Raw genomic sequence first — 17,202 nt, 5'->3', positions numbered from 1 at the left:
GGAAACCTTGAACCACTAGGGTTTCCGACATTTTTTGACCAAACCAAACTACAGCTCATGAATAAGTTCGCTACCGTCGACTACATCATTTTTATCGTTTATTTTTTCGTGGTCGCGGGCTACGGATACTGGATTTACAAGAAGAAAAAAGGCGACGGGGTTTCTGATTCCAAAGACTTTTTCCTGGCCGAAGGGTCACTCACTTGGTGGGCGATCGGTGCTTCTTTGATCGCATCGAACATCTCGGCCGAGCAATTCATCGGAATGTCCGGAAACGGATTTTTCGCAGGAGTCGCTGTCGCCGCCTACGAATGGGTCGCCGCAGTCGCGTTGATCATCGTCGCGGTCTGGTTCATTCCGGTTTATCTGAAGAACAAAATCTTCACGATGCCGCAGTTTCTCGAGAACCGCTATAACGAAACCGTAAGTTTGATCATGGCCATTTTTTGGCTTTTCCTTTACGTTTTCGTCAATCTGACCTCGATTTTGTACCTCGGCGCAATCGCCATCAACAGCATGGCCGGCGGAGGCGAGGGCACTTTCCACCTGATTATCATCGCAATGGCATTCTTCGCTTTGGTGATTACGCTTGGCGGAATGAAGGTAATCGGTTTTACAGATGTAATTCAGGTTGTTGTTCTCGTAATTGGCGGATTGGCAACAACTTACATTGCCTTGACGATGGTCGCGGAACACTTCGGATTGGGTTCCGATGCGATCGCCGGATGGAACAAAATGATGGAAGCCGCTCCGGATCACTTCAAGATGATGATCGACAAACCCGGACCGGGCGCGAGTCAGGATCACGTGGACAAATACCTGATGTTACCGGGATTCGCGATGTACTTCGCCGGACAATGGATCGTAAACCTCAATTATTGGGGTTGTAACCAATACATCACGCAACGCGCACTTGGCGCCGATCTGAAAACGGCGCGCACCGGAATTTTGTTCGCTGGATTGATGAAACTCGCCATGCCGATCATCGTGATGTTGCCGGGAATCGCGGCTTACGTAATCTACCAAAACGGCGGACTTCAAGCCGAAATGGCGCCAAACGGAACCTTGGTTTATGACAACGCTTATTCGGCGGTTCTAGGTTTCCTTCCGACAGGATTGAAAGGACTTTCACTGGCGGCACTAACAGCGGCGATCGTGGCATCTTTGGCCGGAAAAGCCAACAGTATCTCGACGATTTACACGCTTGACATCCACAAAAAATACATCGACAAAGAAGCGGGCGAGAAGAAGCTCGTCATCATCGGACGTCTTACGATTCTGGCGGCTTTGATCGTCTCGATCGGACTTACCTGGAACGACACTTTGGGAATTGGCGGCGCTGGCGGATTCACGTTCATCCAAAAATACACAGGCTTCATCAGCCCGGGCGTTTTCGCGGTTTTCTTCCTCGGAATGTTTTGGAAACGCACCACGGGAACGGCAGCAATCGCCGGAATCCTTGCCGGTTTCGCGCTTTCGGTGTTGTTCAACAACTACGCTCCGGAATTGTTCGGACACGAAACTTGGTTGTATTCGGCCTTCAAGAGCTCAAAAGGCGTTTGGGAAATTCCGTTCCACATTTGTATGGGTTGGGCGTTTTTCTTTACGATGGTGCTCATGATCGCCATCAGTCTGACTGGTCCGAAAGTGAGCGCGAAAGCTTACGTGCTCGACAAATCGATGTTCAAGGTCGCTCCGTCGACAATGGCTTTGATTGTTGTGACTTTGCTTTTGGTCGTGGCTTTATATGCGAGATTCTGGTAAATTTTTTCCGACATAAACAAAAATGGCCTTCGATTCGTCGAGGGCTTTTTTTTGCTTTGGATTTTCCTTTTCGGATACAATACGGCGACTTTTGGCTACATCGGTTTAGCGTCTGAGGCTGAACTTTGTACCATCAAAGCATCAGAAAAAATGGATCTAAGAAACAACACGATTTTGATAACGGGCGGAACTAGCGGTTTCGGGCTCGAATTCACGAAAAGATTCCTCGAATTGGGAAATACAGTAATCATCACCGGAAGAAATTCCCAGAAATTGTTGGAAACCAAAGACAGTTTTCCCGAAGTGCATTTCATCCAAAGTGATGTGAGCAAACTCGGCGACATCGAGGATTTGTACGAGAAAGTCATCCGCCAATTCCCGAATCTGAACATCATCATCAACAACGCAGGAGAAATGCGCAAGATCAGTCTACATCAGCCGCACGAACTTTCTGACATCACACGCGAAATCGACATCAACCTGATTGGTCCGATCCGAATGACGCAACAATTTTTGCCGCACCTCAAATCGCGTCCGAAAGCGGCAATCGTAAACGTGACCTCGGGAATCGCGTTGTTGCCGTTCGCTTTGTCGCCAATTTACGGAGCGTCGAAGGCCGGACTTCGGTCTTATACACAGTCGCTTCGCATCCAACTTGAGAAAACGAACATCAAAGTCATCGAACTCGTCGCGCCCGGATCGTCAACGCCATTGAACGACAAATTCAAGGACGTGGGCAATTTCAGCGAGAAAATGCTGATGGCGCCCGAAAAAATCGTCGACGCGGCTTTGAAAGGTTTACAGAAAGACAATTCGGAAATTTTCCCGGGAATGGCCAAACTGATGCGAATCTTGAGTAGATTGGCACCGAAGTTCATGATCGCGCAAGCCGGAAAAATAGGAGCGGAAACCATTCATTCTTCAGACAAAAATCAACCAAAATGAAAATAGTAGGTATAATTCTCGTGCTGGTTTCGGCCTTTCTGAGTTTCAAACACGGTTGGGATGCGTTCCAACCCGCGAATGCCGCGCAAGCCAAAATGATGTCGGAACTTGGGATTTCAGCCGTTGCGATGCCTTATTTTGGGGCCTTTTCGATTCTCCTCGGATTGCTGTTGCTTTTTCCGCAAACGTTCGTCTTGAGCAATATCTTGAACGCAATTACCATCGTGCTCATCATGGCTTTGTCGCTCAGTGCCGGAAATTGGAAAATGGCGCTTATCGAAATTCCGTTTCTTGCGCTGCCTTTGTTGCTGATCTGGCTCAAATATCCGTTTCGGTTTTGATTTGCTTTTGGTTTATCCGAAATTGACTAACGAATAATCTTCTCATGGCGAACACACCTTACAGAATTGGTTCCATTACCGAAATTTACAGGCTGGCCGGACTTTCGAAGCCTTTTCATCCGCTTATCGGAATTGTCGATTTGGCCGGAATGAAACCCGAAACGAATGTCACTACCGTGATTTTCGACCTTTATGTCGTCTCGCTAAAAAGAGGTTGCGACAAATTGCTTTACGGACAACAGAAATACGATTTCGACGAAGGACTGATGGGTTTTATGTCGCCGGGACAAGTCTTGAGGCACGAAGACACGGGTTCGCCAGACAATCTCGAAGGCTGGATGCTTTTCATTCATCCCGATTTTTTGTGGAATACGCCGCTTGCCCAGAAAATAAAGAAGTACGAGTATTTTGGGTATTCGGCAAATGAGGCTTTGTTTTTGTCCGACAAAGAAGAATCGATCGTGAACGGCATCGCCGAAAATATCAGGAACGAGTACAAAGCCAACATCGACAACTTCAGCCAAGACGTGATCATCGCCCAACTCGAGTTGCTTTTCACTTACGCGCAACGGTTTTACCAACGCCAATTCATTACGCGCAAGATTGCCAATCATGAAATCCTGACGCGTTTCGAGAACGAACTCGAAGGGTATTTGGCCAATGCCGACTTGCTTTCAAGCGGACTTCCAACAGTGAAATATCTGTCGGATAAACTCAACATTTCGACCAAATACCTAAGTAGTCTTTTGAAACAATTGACCGGACAGACCGCTCAGCAACTCATACACGAAAAGTTGATCGAGAAAGCGAAAGAAAGACTTTCGACGACCAATTTGTCTGTCGGCGAAATCGCGTTCGGGCTCGGGTTCGAGCATTCGCAATCGTTCAGCAAGGTTTTTAGGAACAAGACAAATCAGTCGCCTTTGGAATTTCGGCAGTCTTTTAATTGAGAATTATTTTATTAAACTTTAACGATTTTTACAGATTTTCTGTAATCACTTTTGGTCGTACTTCCTTACTTTTCTAACCCTGTCAGGGTTATAAACCCTGTCACCGTTTTAAACAGTGACAGGGTGTTTTTTTTCAGATTTGAATTTTCCATTAAAACACACGTCATTACAGCAGCAAGCGCCGTGAATTGCAAGCCAAGCTAAAAACACTAACCGCAACGGCAATAATCGTCGAAAAACCCTGCGCCAAACCACTAAAAAAACCAAGAAATACACCGCTTCAAAAATTTTCGTGTCGTAACTTTAAGGCACAAAAAATCTTCGCCATGGACAACCTCGACGCCGCAAGGCTCCAGATGGCTTTCACCTTGATGTTCCACATTGTTTTTGCCTGTATCGGGATGGTCATGCCTTTTTTCATGGTCGTTTCGCACTACAAATGGCTCAAAACCCGTGACCCGATTTATCTCAAACTGACAAAAGCCTGGCAAAAAGGCGTCGCGATTTTCTTCGTCACCGGAGCGGTTTCGGGAACGGCACTTTCGTTCGAACTCGGACTTTTGTGGCCCGAATTCATGAAACACGCCGGCCCGATAATCGGAATGCCGTTTTCGCTCGAAGGCGCGGCGTTTTTCGTCGAAGCGCTTGCAATCGGGTTTTACCTTTACGGATGGGACAAAATCAGCGAGCAATTTCATTGGATAACGGGCGTGATCATTGGCGTTTCGGGCGTCGCATCGGGAATTTTGGTGGTTTCGGCAAACGGTTGGATGAACGCTCCGTCGGGATTTGATTATGTCGATGGCAAATTCCTCAACATCGATCCTGTCGCGGCTTTTCTCAATCGGGCTTGGTTTTCACAGGCTTTGCACATGACTTTGGCCGCGTTCGCCTCGACAGGTTTTGCCGTCGCGGGAATCCACGCGTGGCAGGTTTACAAAAAACGCAATCCGGAATTGCACGCCAAAGCGTTTCACATCGCCATTATTTTCGGTGGAATCGCGGCGCTACTTCAGCCAATCTCGGGCGATATTTCTGCCAAAGATGTTGCCGAACGCCAGCCGATAAAGCTCGCGGCAATGGAAGCGCATTACGAAACCGGAAAAGGCGTCCCATTATTTATAGGCGGAATCGTAGACGAGAAGAACAAGACTGTTTCTCATAAGATCGAGATTCCGAAAGCTTTGTCGTTTCTGGCTTTCGGCGATTTTGATGCCGAAGTCAAAGGCTTGAACGATTTTCCGCAAGACCAGATTCCTCCGGTCGCGATACCGCATTACGCTTTCCAGATCATGGTTTCCATGGGCGGAATCATGGCGTTGGCTGCGGTTTTGTATTTCGTAAGCGTCAGAAGGCGAAAGTGGTGGCAAAATTCAAAATTCTGGCTGCTGTTCGCGGTTCTCGCGCCGACGGGTTATATCGCGCTCGAAGCAGGTTGGGTTGTCACGGAAGTCGGTCGCCAACCCTGGATCATCTACCATATTATGCGAACCAAAGATGCGGTTACGCCGATGCCCGGAATGGTCGTGAGTTTCTGGTTTTACGTGCTTTTGTACACCATTTTGACTTTGACCGTGATTTGGCTGATGCGCAGACAGATCAAAGTTCTCAACCGAAAAATCGTGTGATATGCTATATGTCGTTTTAGTCTTTTTGGTCGTATCATTTTTCTTGTACGTATTGCTCGGTGGCGCCGATTTCGGAGCCGGAATCATCGAATTGTTCTCTTCGAAAGACAACCAAAAGCCGATCAAGAAAACCGTTTACGAAGTCATGGGCCCGGTTTGGGAAGCCAACCACATCTGGATCATCATCATGATCGTGATTTTGTGGATCGGATTTCCTGCGACTTACAACATCGTGGTCGTTTATTTGCACATTCCGTTGACGCTCGTCTTGCTTGGGATTACCTTGCGTGGTGCGGCTTTTATATTCCGGCATTACGACGCGATCAAAGGCGATTCCCAAAAATTATACGACAGGCTTTTTCGGATTTCGTGTCTGATAACGCCGATTTTTCTCGGAATGACTTTTGGAGCGTTGGTCGCAGGCGATATCTCGCTGTTGGAAAACACTCCCAATCTCGGATTTTACGAGGCCTACATTCATCCGTGGTTTCAGGTTTTCCCGGTTCTGATCGGATGTTTTTACGCGACTCTGTGTTCGTTTTTGGCCGCGGTTTTCCTAATTGGCGAAGTCGCTGACGAAGAGCGTAAAATGTACATCAGGAAAGCGACGGCCGCGATTATCGCTGTTGTAATCGTCGGATTCTTGGTGTTGGTTACGGGTTTTGTCGAAGGACGCGAATTCGTGGTCGATTTCGTGAAGAATCCGTATGCGGTCGCGGCTGTCGGATTGTCGTCGATTTTGCTTTACCCGTTGTTTCGTGCAATCCGACTCGGACGCGTCAAAAGATGTCGTTTTTTCGGAGCTTTGCAGATTGCCCTGGTGTTGTTTGCGGCGGCGATCACTCATTTTCCGAATGTTATCGGAACGACTTCAGGCAAATTGGATTTTATGGAAAGTCTTGCGCCCGAAAGCGTAATGAACGTTTTGGGTTGGTCTCTAATCATCGGCGGAATCTTGATCATTCCGGGATTTCTGCACTTGCTCGCATCTTTTCATCGGTTGAAGATCTTGGAAAAAGAAAAGCAGTAAAAACTCCGTTAGCCCGCATTTTTCTAGACCTAACAAATCTCTAAGATTTGTTAGGTCTGGCAAGGTAGCGCCAAAAAATTGAATTGAATTACAGAAAATCTGTACTTTTTGTTAAAACTCATGTCACACCTCACATACATAAAAGCCGATTCCGAAGACTGCGAAATGCTGTCCAAAATCGCCAAGCATTCCAAACAAAATTGGGGTTATCCGATCGACCGGATGCTATTGTGGAATGACGACCTGACATTGACATCGGACTACATTTCTCAAAATCACGTCTACAAAATTTACGACCAAAGCCAACTTATCGGCTTTTATTCGATCATCGACGGCGAAATTCCAGAGGTCGATCATTTGTGGCTAACGCCCGAAAATCAGCGAAAAGGGTATGGTTCATCTGTTTTCGCACAAATCCGAAAGACGATCCAGCAATTGGGGAAACCGGTTTTCCAGTTGATCGCCGAACCTCACGCCAAAGGTTTTTACGACAAGATGAACGGCATCGCAAAATCGCGGTTCGAAAGCAAAATTCCGGGCAGATTTTTGGAAATCTACGAATTCAATACAAGTCCAAATTGATTTATCTCGGCTGACCGTCTGTCTTTTCGGCAATACGTTTTTTGATGCGACTCAACGATTGGTTTTTGATTCCGAGAAACGATGCAAGGTGAAAAGACGGCACGCGCTGCGCAATATTGGGGTGCTGTTTAAGCAGATTCAGATAGCGTTGTTCGTGCGTCAGGAAAAGAAATTCTTCTGTTCTGCCTTGCGATTGGTTGAAGAAATGTTCCGCGAGAATTCGGCCGAATTTTTCCCAGGATTTGTGCGATTCGTACAGTTGGTGAAGATCGGAATAAGTCAGAAAAAGAATCTCCGAATCTTCGAGCGCCTCGATATAATACGCACAAGGATATTGAAAAACGAAGCTGCGAAACGAAACGATGAACTGTTTTTCAGAAAAGAAGAAGATGTTTTTTTCCTGATCGGAATCGCCGTCGTAATAAAATATCCGGAACAAGCCCGAGACGACGATTCCCAAGTCCTTGCACACGATATTCTGTCGGTTGAAAAAATCGCCTTTCGCTATTTTGCGTTTCTGCCAAAAAGGAAGGCTTACCTCGATTTCATCGTCCGTAAGACCGGAAAATTGGTGCACGACTTGCCGCAGCGAATCGAAGTGTTCATCGGTTTTGTTCATCGGTTTGGCTTTGATCCAAAGTTAGCGATTGCGTTTTTTGTGAAGCCGAAATCCTATTTGTTTTTCGCTGTTTGACGAATTGGTAAACGCTTCCGCAGATGAACATCACCAAAATCACAAGCAAGGTTTTGGCAATTATCGGATCTTTTGGCGAAGCCGCAATCGGATGGTGCAACGGAACGCGCGTGAAGGTTTCGTTGACAGTCGGCAGCATCGAAAGGAAAAAGCTGAATGACAGACAGAAATTTTCCCAGTATCGCGCCGTGCTGCTTTCGCGTTTTTTCAAGAACAGATAGAACGCCAAAATGACTAGCAAAATTACCAATAAAGACAGCACGTGTCCTGGGTTGAAACCGTGTTTGGTAAGTCCTAAGGCGGTGATTGCCGAAATCAGTGTTCCGTAAAAGTAAATTTTACCCGAAAGACGCGATAGATCGATTTTTCCGAATTTCACGAAAGCGATCAAGCCTGCAATTACGGCTGCAAAGCCAATCAAAGTGTGGAAAATGCCCAAAGATGAAAGTCCCATAATGTAGTTTTGAGTACAAATTTGCAAGGAACTCGTTTCGCGATTTTTCACTTAAGTTAACTTGGGTTTCGAATTTTCGCATAAGTAGTCGCAATATGAAAAATATCGTGACCGGAAAAGTCTCCCACTAATTTCCGGTTAATTTTTTGATCCAATAAGGCGAGTCGTTCCACCTTATTTTTTTGAACGACAAATCGTTTTTTAGGCTGTCAGGAAGGCAATTCCAGATTGCTTCGTTCATTTTTTCGAGTGCCAGTTTTTTCGAGAACGTGTCGGTAACGACCAAGCTTATTTCCCGTATCGGTTTTGGCTCCTTGAACGGTTTGAACAGTTCCGTGTGGTTTTCGTTGGCGATCGAAAGTTGCGGAATGATCGCGAATCCGAGTCCGGCGCGCACGAGGTTTTTGAGGGTTTCGATCGAACTGATGTCGTACGTAAACTGTTCCTTGATTTTTCGCGTATCCTTGATTCCGCAAATGTCGAGCAGTTGCGCATTGTAACAGAATTCGTCCTGAAGCAGCAGCAATTCCGGTTTGTCCGTGGGTTGAAGCTCGTAGAATTCGTCGGCGGCTTTCGGATGATTCTCGTTGAGATAAGCTACAAAAGGTTCGTTGAAAACCACGTGTTCGATAAGGTCAGGATTTCCCGTCGGAGTTGCCATCAAAGCCACGTCTATCGCGCCACTTTCCAGATCGCGCATCAAATGATAAGTCGATTCTTCCTTGATTATAAAGTGCATTTTGGGAGCCAATTCGCGCATTTGTTGAATAAAAAGCGGAATCAGATAAGGCGATAAGGTCGAAATCACGCCAAGTTTGAGTTCGCCTTCCAAAGTGTTTTTCTGGTTGATTACGAATTCGCGGATGTCGTCGGCTTCGCGCAGGATCTTTTTTGCCCTTTGGATAATTTCGGCTCCGGCCAGAGTTGGCGTTAAAGGCACTTTACTTCGGTCGAAAATCTTGATTCCGATCTCTTCTTCCAGATTTTTCAGTTGAATTGTGAGTCCAGGCTGCGTAACCATGCAAGCTTCGGCCGCCCTTGCAAAATGGCGTTCCTCATCTAACGCGACCACATATTTCAATTGCTGCAAAGTCATGGTTATAATTTTATTTTATAAAGGTACAAAATTATCAATTTGATTTATGATGTTGTATTCCCATACATTTGTCCTATCAAAACGGTCGAATTCCGAAAATCAGATTTCGAACAACAACAACAACAACAAAATCTAACAATCAACACATTCCATATTCATGAAAACAGCAATTCTCACATCAGTCGCCTTGTTCAGCACAATACTAGCCACAAGCCAAATCGATCCTTCACTCGCCGGAAGTTATTCGGTCGAAAACAAAACCCGCGAATTCCTAAAAGCGGTGCACGGCGACGGAACCGGAAAACAACTATACGAACTTTCATACGACGATGCGAGAAAAGTCCTCATCGGCGCACAAACCGGAAACTACAAACTACAACCCGCCGACGTATCCGAAAAAACGATTACCCAAGACGGCAAAACCGTAAAATTGACCATCGTAAAACCGAAAGGCGCAAAAGACAAACTGCCAACCGTAATGTACTTTCACGGTGGCGGATGGGTTTTGGGCAACTTCTTCACGCACGAAAGGTTGGTTCGCGAACTCGCCTCAGGAGCGAATGTCGCCGTCGTTTTCGTGAATTACACGCCGTCGCCTGAAGCACTTTTCCCTATTGCGAACGAAGAAGCGTACGCAGCCACGAAATGGATCAAGGAAAACGGAGCTTCCATCGGCTTGAATACCGCTAAACTTGGAGTTGCCGGCGATAGCGTAGGAGGAAACATGGCCATCGCGGTGACCTTGATGAGCAAAGACCGAAAAGGTCCGCAAATCGACTTCCAACTTTTGTTCTATCCGGTAACCGACAACAACCTCGACACGGCCTCGTACCAACAGTTTGCCAACGGACATTTCCTGACCAAAAACGCAATGGATTGGTTCTGGAAAACGTATGCTCCAAAATCCGAGGACCGCAACTCGATTTACGCATCACCGCTTCGCGCCGACATCGACCAGCTCAAAGGTTTACCACAAGCACTTGTGATCGTAGCGGAAAACGATGTCCTTAGAGACGAAGGTGAAGCTTACGCCAAAAAGCTCAATGCCGCCGGAGTCAAGGTCACCGCAACCCGTTACATAGGAACGATACACGATTTCGTGATGCTCAACCCGATTACAGAAACGCCAGCGCCGAGAGCCGCGATCAAACAAGCGATAGACTTCCTGAAATCGGAAGCCAAATAACGAATTTGAATCCAAGCCACCAAAAATTAGCCGACAGTAAACGAGAGTAAACGTTTACAAACGACAGTAAACGTTTAAAAACGGCTAGCAAAATCCCAAAACCCTTATAAACACTCACTTTAATAATTTAAAACCAGAAATCATGAAATTCATCAGAAAAGCAAACGCAAATTGGAAAGGAACAGGAATGGAAGGAAAAGGAACCATTTCAACCCAAAGCAAAACTTTAGAAAACACACAACTTTCTTTCAAGACAAGATTCGAGGACGGAAGCATCGGCACAAACCCAGAAGAATTGATCGCCGCGGCACACTCCGGATGTTACACCATGCAATTGAGCTTCCTTTTGAGCGAGGCAGGTTACGTTCCGGAAAACCTCGACACAGAAGCGAGATTGACCTTCGAAGACGGAACGATCACCAAAATCCACCTGGAATTGCAAGCCCAGGTTTCAGGCTTGGCAGAAGACAAATTCCAGGAATTGGCCGCGAAAGCAAAAGCGATCTGTCCGGTTTCAAAGGTCTTGAACGCCGAGATTTCGCTAACCGCGACACTGAGCTGAAAAGTAGTTTCAGTTGATGATTGGAACAGGCTTTCGGGCCTGTTTTTTTATGCGATGACTTCCGATTCAAAGAACTCCAGGATTGAATCCCAATCGTCGAAACGCTGGTGATGCTTGACGTCGTGGTTGTGAAAAGCCGTAAAAAGCAACCGTTTTCCAAGACAATGATCGAGATTTTTGCACATGTCGTCAACCATATAATCGGTTTTGATGATGCTCTTTTTTCCGCAAAAAACGATGTTGTGCCAAGTGACGAAAGAGAAATGCTCGTTCAACCAAGCGAGTTTTTCGCCAAACGACAAAGGAAATTCGGTCGCCGCCGATACGATGTAGATTTCAAAATTTTGGGACAATTTCCGCAAAGCTTCGACCGCGCCGTCCATAACCGGAACCGTCCTGAAAAAGTGGGGTTCGTTCAAGAATTCCACTAGCAGATTTTCGGGAAAAAGCGTGTCGTCATTTCGCCCGATAATTTGTTGTTTCGTAAGTGAGATTCCGCTTCGCAGTTCGTATTTTTCCAAAAGGTGCGTTTCGACGTCGGCGATTACGCCGTCCATGTCTATCGCGATTGATTTTTTTGTTGTTGCCATTTTGCAAAGTTATCAATGCTGTATTTTGAAGCGAAAGGATTTGGTGGGTTTAACTTTGTTTTGGCGCGGAGTTTTTAACTCCGTGCAGTGTGTGGCGGAGTCTGCGACTCCGAAGAATGCAACCAAAGCGCCCAATAGAACCCTGTTTTTTTATTTGGGCGTGCCGGCGGCGAGCAATAAAGAAAGTAAGACCAAAACAGCGACCATTGATCGTTTAACTATAGCATTCACTGGTAATTCCAAGTATTGCTGGCGTGCAACCTGCATCTGCTACGGCCACTATTCAGAGGCCGCCGTCGGGCAACAGGCACTCGCTTTTTGCCGCCAACTTTTGAGGAAACAACCAGTGAAATTTAGGCAAAAGAGCTCAAACAATGCCAGTGTCCCTCACGCGCGCGCAACAACCTTTCAATCGAGAATTAAAATGCCGTCCCGCGTTCAAAACCGAATCACCAAACCCGCACCAGTGTGTTTTCCATCGTAAAAAGGCACAAACCCAGAACTCACTTTTCCCGATTCCTTTTCGCCAAAAATGTGTTCCTTCAGCCAGGGATTGATCCAATAAGCAGCCTTCGTACTCAAAATCCCGATTCCGGCTCCGGCCGCAACATCAGTGAGCCAATGCCGATTGTTGTACATTCTGAACAAGCCCGTTCCGGTGGCCACGGCATAACCCGCAACGCCGTACCAAATCGACTTGTCTTTATATTCCTGCCACAAAAATTCCGCGCCCATGAACGCTGTAGCCGTGTGCCCTGATGGAAATGAATTTTTTGAACTGCCGTCGGGACGTTCTTCCTTGGTGATCGATTTGAGCGCGATTACCGTAGAACTCATCATTATATATGAAGTTGCGAGCAAAATCGTGCGGTCCTTGAAATCGTGTTTTCCTTTGACGCCCAAAGCATTCAACGCATAAACCGATGCGAAAGGCGAGTACTGCGAAAAATCGTCGATCGTGATTTTTTGGTCGATGTCTTCGGTGACTTCCTCGCGAATCTGAGTATTGAAACCTTTGAGTTGGTCGCTCTCGAGCCCGAGGACGCCATAACCGACGAGCGCCGCCGGAATCACAAGCGCCTTGTAATTGAACTTCGAGGAATCTTTCGCCAATACAAGCGAATCGGCAGTTTGTGGGAAAGCCTTGGTCGCGCCGAGCGAAAGGCAAAGCAACAACAAATGTTTCATTTCGGTCTTTTTCAAAAAAACGGCTGCCCAATTAGGATATTGGAGCGACTTTGTTCGTTTAAGTCAATCTTAAGGCAAGGCCTCGCCGCGATTTTTTGTATTTTTAAACCGATAATTCTGCTTATGAGATTCTTCGCGTCCGTTTTCTTTTTGCTGATGACTTTTGGCGTTCTCGCCCAAACCGATTCCACGATGGTCATCAAGCCGATGCCAGAAATTCCAGGTTACACCGACCGCGATTCGCTCTATCGCGAAGACCAGTTTTACGTCAGTTTCACGTACAACATTTTGTCGGGCGTGCCCAAAGACATCAGCCAAAACAAATTTTCAGCCGGATTCACGATAGGATTTTTGAGGGATTTCCCGATAAATGACGACCGAACTTTAGCCATAGCGCCAGGTTTCGGATACGCCTTGCACAACTTCAATTACAACCTGATAGTCAACGGAGACGGACAAATTCCGCAATACGAGATCATTTCGGACACAACTTATTACGAAAAAAACAAGCTCTCACTCAATTACATCGACATTCCAATCGAGTTCAGATGGAGAAATTCGACGATAGAAAGCCACAAATTCTGGAGAGTTTACCTCGGTGTCAAGTTCAGTTATCTGTTCAACAGCCGATCGAAATTCGTGGGCGACGGCGGAAAAACGCTCGTAATCAACAACGACGACCTGAACAAAATGCGTTACAGCGTCTATCTTTCAGGCGGTTACAACACGTGGAACGCTTATTTCCAATACGGCCTGAACCCGATTTTCAAGAACGGTTCGATAAACGGCAACAGAATCGACATGAGTTCGTTGAACGTTGGCCTGATTTTTTATATTCTGTAATTAAACCCAGCAATAATAAAGTGCGATTTGCGGAATGAGTCCGCAGAAAAAACCAATGGCGAGTTCGCTCGCGGTATGCGCTTTCATTTCCAAACGCGAACTGGCAACGATTCCGTTGAGCGCGACCAACCCGACGACCAGCAACAAAATATTCGTTTGGTTGTGAAAACTCAGTCCGATCACGAAAGCCGTCAAAGAACTCATTCCGAGCATGTGCAGACTGGCTTTTATCCGCAGAAAAACCAGCACCAAAGCAAAAAACGAACTGATCATCGCGCCTCCGAAAAAGAAAAACAACTCCGGAATCGCGTCAATCGTTATGCTTTTGGAAATCAGGATGTAAAATAAAATGCATTGCAAAAAAAGCGGGATTTTCCGCTGCGACAATTCTGCCAACATCACCGAATCAATCTTTCCCAACGACCTGAGAAGTAAGAAAATACATATCGGAATAAAAAAAGTGATGATGGCAATCTGAAGCAAGATCAACCACTTTTGTGTCGCGTTATAGGCGTTGAGGTCAATCAGGAAATAGAACAATGTCGCATAGACCGAAACAAAAATCGGATGCAACAAATAGGAGAAAAACGGCAGGACTTTTTTCAAGGCGAGAATTTGCACAAATATACAAGCGAAGTTTGCCAGAAAAAATTGTACTCCGGCGCAACCGATCGATTTTTTTTGAATCTTTCCAAAACAACCAATAGTTAAAGCTATGAAAAAGTTGATCCTATTTTCGCTGATTTCACTTTTGTTTATCTCGTGCAAAGACGACGACACTCAAGAAACCTGCAACTCGAATTGCACTACGATCCAAGGTCGATTCAGGACGATGGGAGACGAACCCTTGGCCAATGTGCGTGTGAAATTAGATTACCGACGCTCACTCAATCCGGGCGCCCAAACGCGACGCATCGTCAACGTCAAAAGCGATTCACAGGGCGATTTTCAGAAAGATTTTTATATTCAGGATGATGAGCTCGGCGCGCAATCGGGGATTTTTCGACTCAATATAGAAGATTCGCATCTGTCAGATGACCTTTACATCAAGATTGGCGAGTTGGGTTACGACGAGGGTATTTTTCCGTCAATCGGAACACGTGACACGACGTTGAACCTCAATTTTTACATCCCAAAAAAGGCTATCATAAAAGTGCGTCTGAACAATTTCGTACCATTACTTGCCGGCGATTATTTCGAAGTTCAGACGCGTTTCGATTCCGGATACGAGATTTCTCCGGGAATTTTCCAGCAAAAAACGTTGGCCAGGGATGAACCAAACACACAACAAAATCAGTTTTACACAGACGTGATCGTGTCTCAAGGCGCCGAAAATACGGTGCTGATCACCAAACGAAAAAATGGCGTAGTTACTTTAGATGAGTATCCGATTTCGGTTCCTGCCGGAAGCAACAACATCGAACTTACTTACGAGTATTAGATTTTCTTGCGCATCCGAGCCACCGGAATATCGAGTTGCTCACGGTATTTGGCAATCGTCCGACGCGCGATCGGATAACCGCGTTCTTTCAGGATATCGGCCAACTGATCGTCCGGAAGCGGTTTTGACTTGTCTTCATCGGCGATCACATCCTGCAGGATTTTCTTGATTTCGAGCGTCGAAACTTCCTCGCCTTGATCGTTCATCATCGCTTCAGAGAAAAATTCCTTGATAAGTTTCGTGCCGTAAGGCGTGTCGACATATTTGGAATTCGCAACGCGGGAAACTGTGGAAATATCGAGTCCGACGGTATCGGCAATATCTTTCAGGATCATCGGACGCAACTTGGTTTCGTCGCCCGTCAGGAAAAACTCTTCCTGATAATGCATTATCGAATTCATCGTCACGAACAGCGTTTCCTGGCGTTGACGGATCGCATCGATAAACCATTTCGCCGAATCGAGCTTCGATTTGATAAACGTCACAGCATCTTTTTGCTGTTGCGATTTTTCGCGCGAATCCTTGTAAGTCTGCAACATTTCCTGATAATCTTTTGACACATGAAGCGTCGGCGCATTGCGTCCGTTCAAGGTCAATTCGAGTTCGCCATCAACCACGCGGATCGCAAAATCAGGGACAATGTGCTCGATCAAACGCGTTCCACTCGCAAAAGAGCCGCCCGGTTTCGGATTCAATTTCTCGATTTCGTCAATCGCCTTTTTGAGCTGTTCCTGAGATGCGCTGAACTTGGCGCGCAATTTATCGTAGTGTTTTTTGGTAAACGCATCGAACTGATCGTCAATGATTTGTGTTGCCAATTCGACCGATTCCGTTGGCGTTTTGTGCTTCAGCTGCAACAAAAGGCATTCCTGCAAATCTCTCGCACCAACACCCGACGGTTCAAGTTCGTGCACGATATGCAACACGCGCTCCACCGTTTTCTCATCGGTATAAATGCCTTGTGTAAAGGCCATGTCGTCGACGATATCGGGAATCGAACGGCGAATGTATCCGGCTTCGTCAATGCTTCCGATTAGGAATTCAGCAATTTCGCGCTCCTCATCGCCAAGGATAAAAGTATTCAGTTGGTTGATCAGATCCTGATGAAAACTCACCGACGCGGCCAAAGGCGACTCGCGTTGTTCCTCATCTGAATAATTGTTCGCCGACAACTTATAGTCCGGCGTATCGTCATCCGATAAATATTCGTCTATGTTAATGTCTTCAGCGTCAATTGATTCGCTGTCGTCATAATCGTCATATTCATCGGTTTCGTAATCGTCTTTTTCGTATTCATCCTCGTCCTGTCCGCCCTCGAGCGCCGGATTTTCGTTCATTTCTTCCTTCAAGCGCTGTTCAAAAGCCTGAGTTGGCAACTGAATCAGCTTCATGAGCTGGATTTGCTGTGGCGAGAGCTTTTGTTGGAGTTTGAGATTTAACGATTGCTTCAGCATTTTGTCTTTTGTTGATGGTAGTCAAATTTACGCATTATCTACAAACTGCCGTTTGGTTTAGCTTTTTGTTAAAGGGATTCTTTTTTCTTTTTTTGGAGCTTTTTCCGGCTAACCTGGCACTAACTTTCTTTAAAAAACCGGTTTTTCTAGAGGTTGCAACGAGCTTCCTTCGGTCGCTGTTTCAACCTAAGAAAAATTTGGTTTTTTCTGCGAAAGGCTAGTTGCCGTGATCCGGGCTATTTCTTTTAGCCGCAAAATCTTTTTTCTTTACTATTTTAAATGAAACCGGAAAGTTTTTCTCACTATTCCTGATATAAATGAGCTTCGCTCATTTTGTGTTTGCGGCAGCTTCGCTGCCGGATGTTGTAGTTCGTCGCCTTCCGCGGGACTACTTTTGCCTGGCCGCAAAAGTAGCAAAAAGGCCTTGCGGCTGAACCAAAAACGCGACCTGACA

19 protein-coding genes are annotated in these 17,202 nt (G+C 46.1%); 11 read left to right on the top strand and 8 right to left on the bottom strand.

Going from position 1 to position 17,202, the window contains the following annotated elements; translation table 11 throughout:
* Positions 1-57 precede the first annotated feature (57 nt).
* The 7 genes from EOO49_RS13145 to EOO49_RS13115 all read left to right on the top strand — a co-directional run bounded on the left by EOO49_RS13145 (position 58) and on the right by EOO49_RS13115 (position 7,240).
* On the top strand, positions 58-1,764 hold the full coding sequence (locus EOO49_RS13145; protein WP_290846420.1) for a sodium/solute symporter: 1,707 nt from the start codon (positions 58-60) through the stop codon (positions 1,762-1,764).
* A 150-nt stretch (positions 1,765-1,914) separates the two neighbouring features.
* Positions 1,915-2,709 (top strand): SDR family NAD(P)-dependent oxidoreductase, encoded by a 795-nt coding sequence (locus EOO49_RS13140; protein ID WP_290846418.1) that lies wholly within the window; start codon positions 1,915-1,917, stop codon positions 2,707-2,709.
* Positions 2,706-3,050, top strand: coding sequence for a hypothetical protein (locus tag EOO49_RS13135; RefSeq protein WP_290846416.1), 345 nt, complete (start codon positions 2,706-2,708; stop codon positions 3,048-3,050). The genes EOO49_RS13140 and EOO49_RS13135 overlap by 4 nt, the downstream gene beginning before the upstream one ends.
* A gap of 44 nt (positions 3,051-3,094) precedes the next feature.
* Entirely contained in the window at positions 3,095-4,000 is a 906-nt protein-coding gene (locus EOO49_RS13130; RefSeq protein WP_290846414.1) for a helix-turn-helix transcriptional regulator, read from the top strand.
* 326 nt (positions 4,001-4,326) lie between these two features.
* Positions 4,327-5,628, top strand: coding sequence for a cytochrome ubiquinol oxidase subunit I (locus EOO49_RS13125; RefSeq protein WP_290846412.1), 1,302 nt, complete (start codon positions 4,327-4,329; stop codon positions 5,626-5,628).
* Position 5,629: 1 nt separating this feature from the next.
* Positions 5,630-6,658 carry a cytochrome d ubiquinol oxidase subunit II gene (locus EOO49_RS13120; protein ID WP_290846410.1) on the top strand — a complete coding sequence of 343 codons (1,029 nt, stop codon included), beginning with the start codon at positions 5,630-5,632 and terminating at the stop codon, positions 6,656-6,658.
* A 120-nt stretch (positions 6,659-6,778) separates the two neighbouring features.
* Positions 6,779-7,240, top strand: a complete 462-nt coding sequence (locus tag EOO49_RS13115; protein ID WP_290846408.1) for a GNAT family N-acetyltransferase — start codon at positions 6,779-6,781, stop codon at positions 7,238-7,240.
* A 1-nt stretch (position 7,241) separates the two neighbouring features.
* Here the strand turns inward: EOO49_RS13115 and EOO49_RS13110 are convergent, their stop codons facing one another.
* The 3 genes from EOO49_RS13110 to EOO49_RS13100 form a co-directional block, all read right to left on the bottom strand.
* Complete coding sequence (locus tag EOO49_RS13110) at positions 7,242-7,859, bottom strand: Crp/Fnr family transcriptional regulator (RefSeq protein ID WP_290846406.1); 618 nt, start codon at positions 7,857-7,859, stop codon at positions 7,242-7,244.
* On the bottom strand, positions 7,843-8,388 hold the full coding sequence (locus EOO49_RS13105) for a hypothetical protein (protein WP_290846404.1): 546 nt from the start codon (positions 8,386-8,388) through the stop codon (positions 7,843-7,845). The genes EOO49_RS13110 and EOO49_RS13105 overlap by 17 nt, the downstream gene beginning before the upstream one ends.
* Before the next feature lie 127 nt (positions 8,389-8,515).
* The gene (locus tag EOO49_RS13100; RefSeq protein ID WP_290846403.1) at positions 8,516-9,484 is read right to left on the bottom strand and encodes a hydrogen peroxide-inducible genes activator; all 969 of its coding nucleotides are present in this window, start codon (positions 9,482-9,484) and stop codon (positions 8,516-8,518) included.
* Between the two features lie 157 nt (positions 9,485-9,641).
* Between EOO49_RS13100 and EOO49_RS13095 the strand changes: the two genes are divergently transcribed.
* Positions 9,642-10,670 (top strand): alpha/beta hydrolase, encoded by a 1,029-nt coding sequence (locus tag EOO49_RS13095; RefSeq protein ID WP_290846401.1) that lies wholly within the window; start codon positions 9,642-9,644, stop codon positions 10,668-10,670.
* 142 nt (positions 10,671-10,812) lie between these two features.
* Complete coding sequence (locus EOO49_RS13090) at positions 10,813-11,232, top strand: OsmC family protein (RefSeq protein ID WP_290846399.1); 420 nt, start codon at positions 10,813-10,815, stop codon at positions 11,230-11,232.
* Between the two features lie 47 nt (positions 11,233-11,279).
* Here the strand turns inward: EOO49_RS13090 and EOO49_RS13085 are convergent, their stop codons facing one another.
* Both EOO49_RS13085 and EOO49_RS13080 read right to left on the bottom strand, forming a co-directional pair.
* Positions 11,280-11,822 carry a 5'(3')-deoxyribonucleotidase gene (locus tag EOO49_RS13085; RefSeq protein ID WP_290846397.1) on the bottom strand — a complete coding sequence of 181 codons (543 nt, stop codon included), beginning with the start codon at positions 11,820-11,822 and terminating at the stop codon, positions 11,280-11,282.
* A gap of 438 nt (positions 11,823-12,260) precedes the next feature.
* Complete coding sequence (locus EOO49_RS13080; protein WP_290846395.1) at positions 12,261-13,010, bottom strand: phosphatase PAP2 family protein; 750 nt, start codon at positions 13,008-13,010, stop codon at positions 12,261-12,263.
* Positions 13,011-13,133: 123 nt separating this feature from the next.
* Between EOO49_RS13080 and EOO49_RS13075 the strand changes: the two genes are divergently transcribed.
* Positions 13,134-13,853 carry a porin family protein gene (locus tag EOO49_RS13075; RefSeq protein ID WP_290846393.1) on the top strand — a complete coding sequence of 240 codons (720 nt, stop codon included), beginning with the start codon at positions 13,134-13,136 and terminating at the stop codon, positions 13,851-13,853.
* On the opposite strand, the gene EOO49_RS13070 is transcribed toward EOO49_RS13075, so the two are convergent.
* A complete protein-coding gene (locus EOO49_RS13070) occupies positions 13,854-14,459 on the bottom strand; it encodes a hypothetical protein (protein ID WP_290846392.1) in 606 nt (201 codons plus the stop codon).
* A 109-nt stretch (positions 14,460-14,568) separates the two neighbouring features.
* Between EOO49_RS13070 and EOO49_RS13065 the strand changes: the two genes are divergently transcribed.
* Positions 14,569-15,294 carry a hypothetical protein gene (locus tag EOO49_RS13065; protein ID WP_290846389.1) on the top strand — a complete coding sequence of 242 codons (726 nt, stop codon included), beginning with the start codon at positions 14,569-14,571 and terminating at the stop codon, positions 15,292-15,294.
* Here the strand turns inward: EOO49_RS13065 and rpoN are convergent.
* Positions 15,291-16,748, bottom strand: coding sequence for an RNA polymerase factor sigma-54 (rpoN, locus tag EOO49_RS13060; protein WP_290846387.1), 1,458 nt, complete (start codon positions 16,746-16,748; stop codon positions 15,291-15,293). The genes EOO49_RS13065 and rpoN overlap by 4 nt on opposite strands.
* 270 nt (positions 16,749-17,018) lie before the next feature.
* A partial coding sequence (locus EOO49_RS13055; protein WP_290846385.1) for a hypothetical protein occupies positions 17,019-17,202 on the bottom strand: 184 nt, incomplete at its 5' end.

Origin of the sequence: Flavobacterium sp., from assembly GCF_004295795.1 — a bacterium.
Lineage (GTDB): Bacteria > Bacteroidota > Bacteroidia > Flavobacteriales > Flavobacteriaceae > Flavobacterium.
This window is presented reverse-complemented; position numbering and strand designations above follow the sequence as displayed.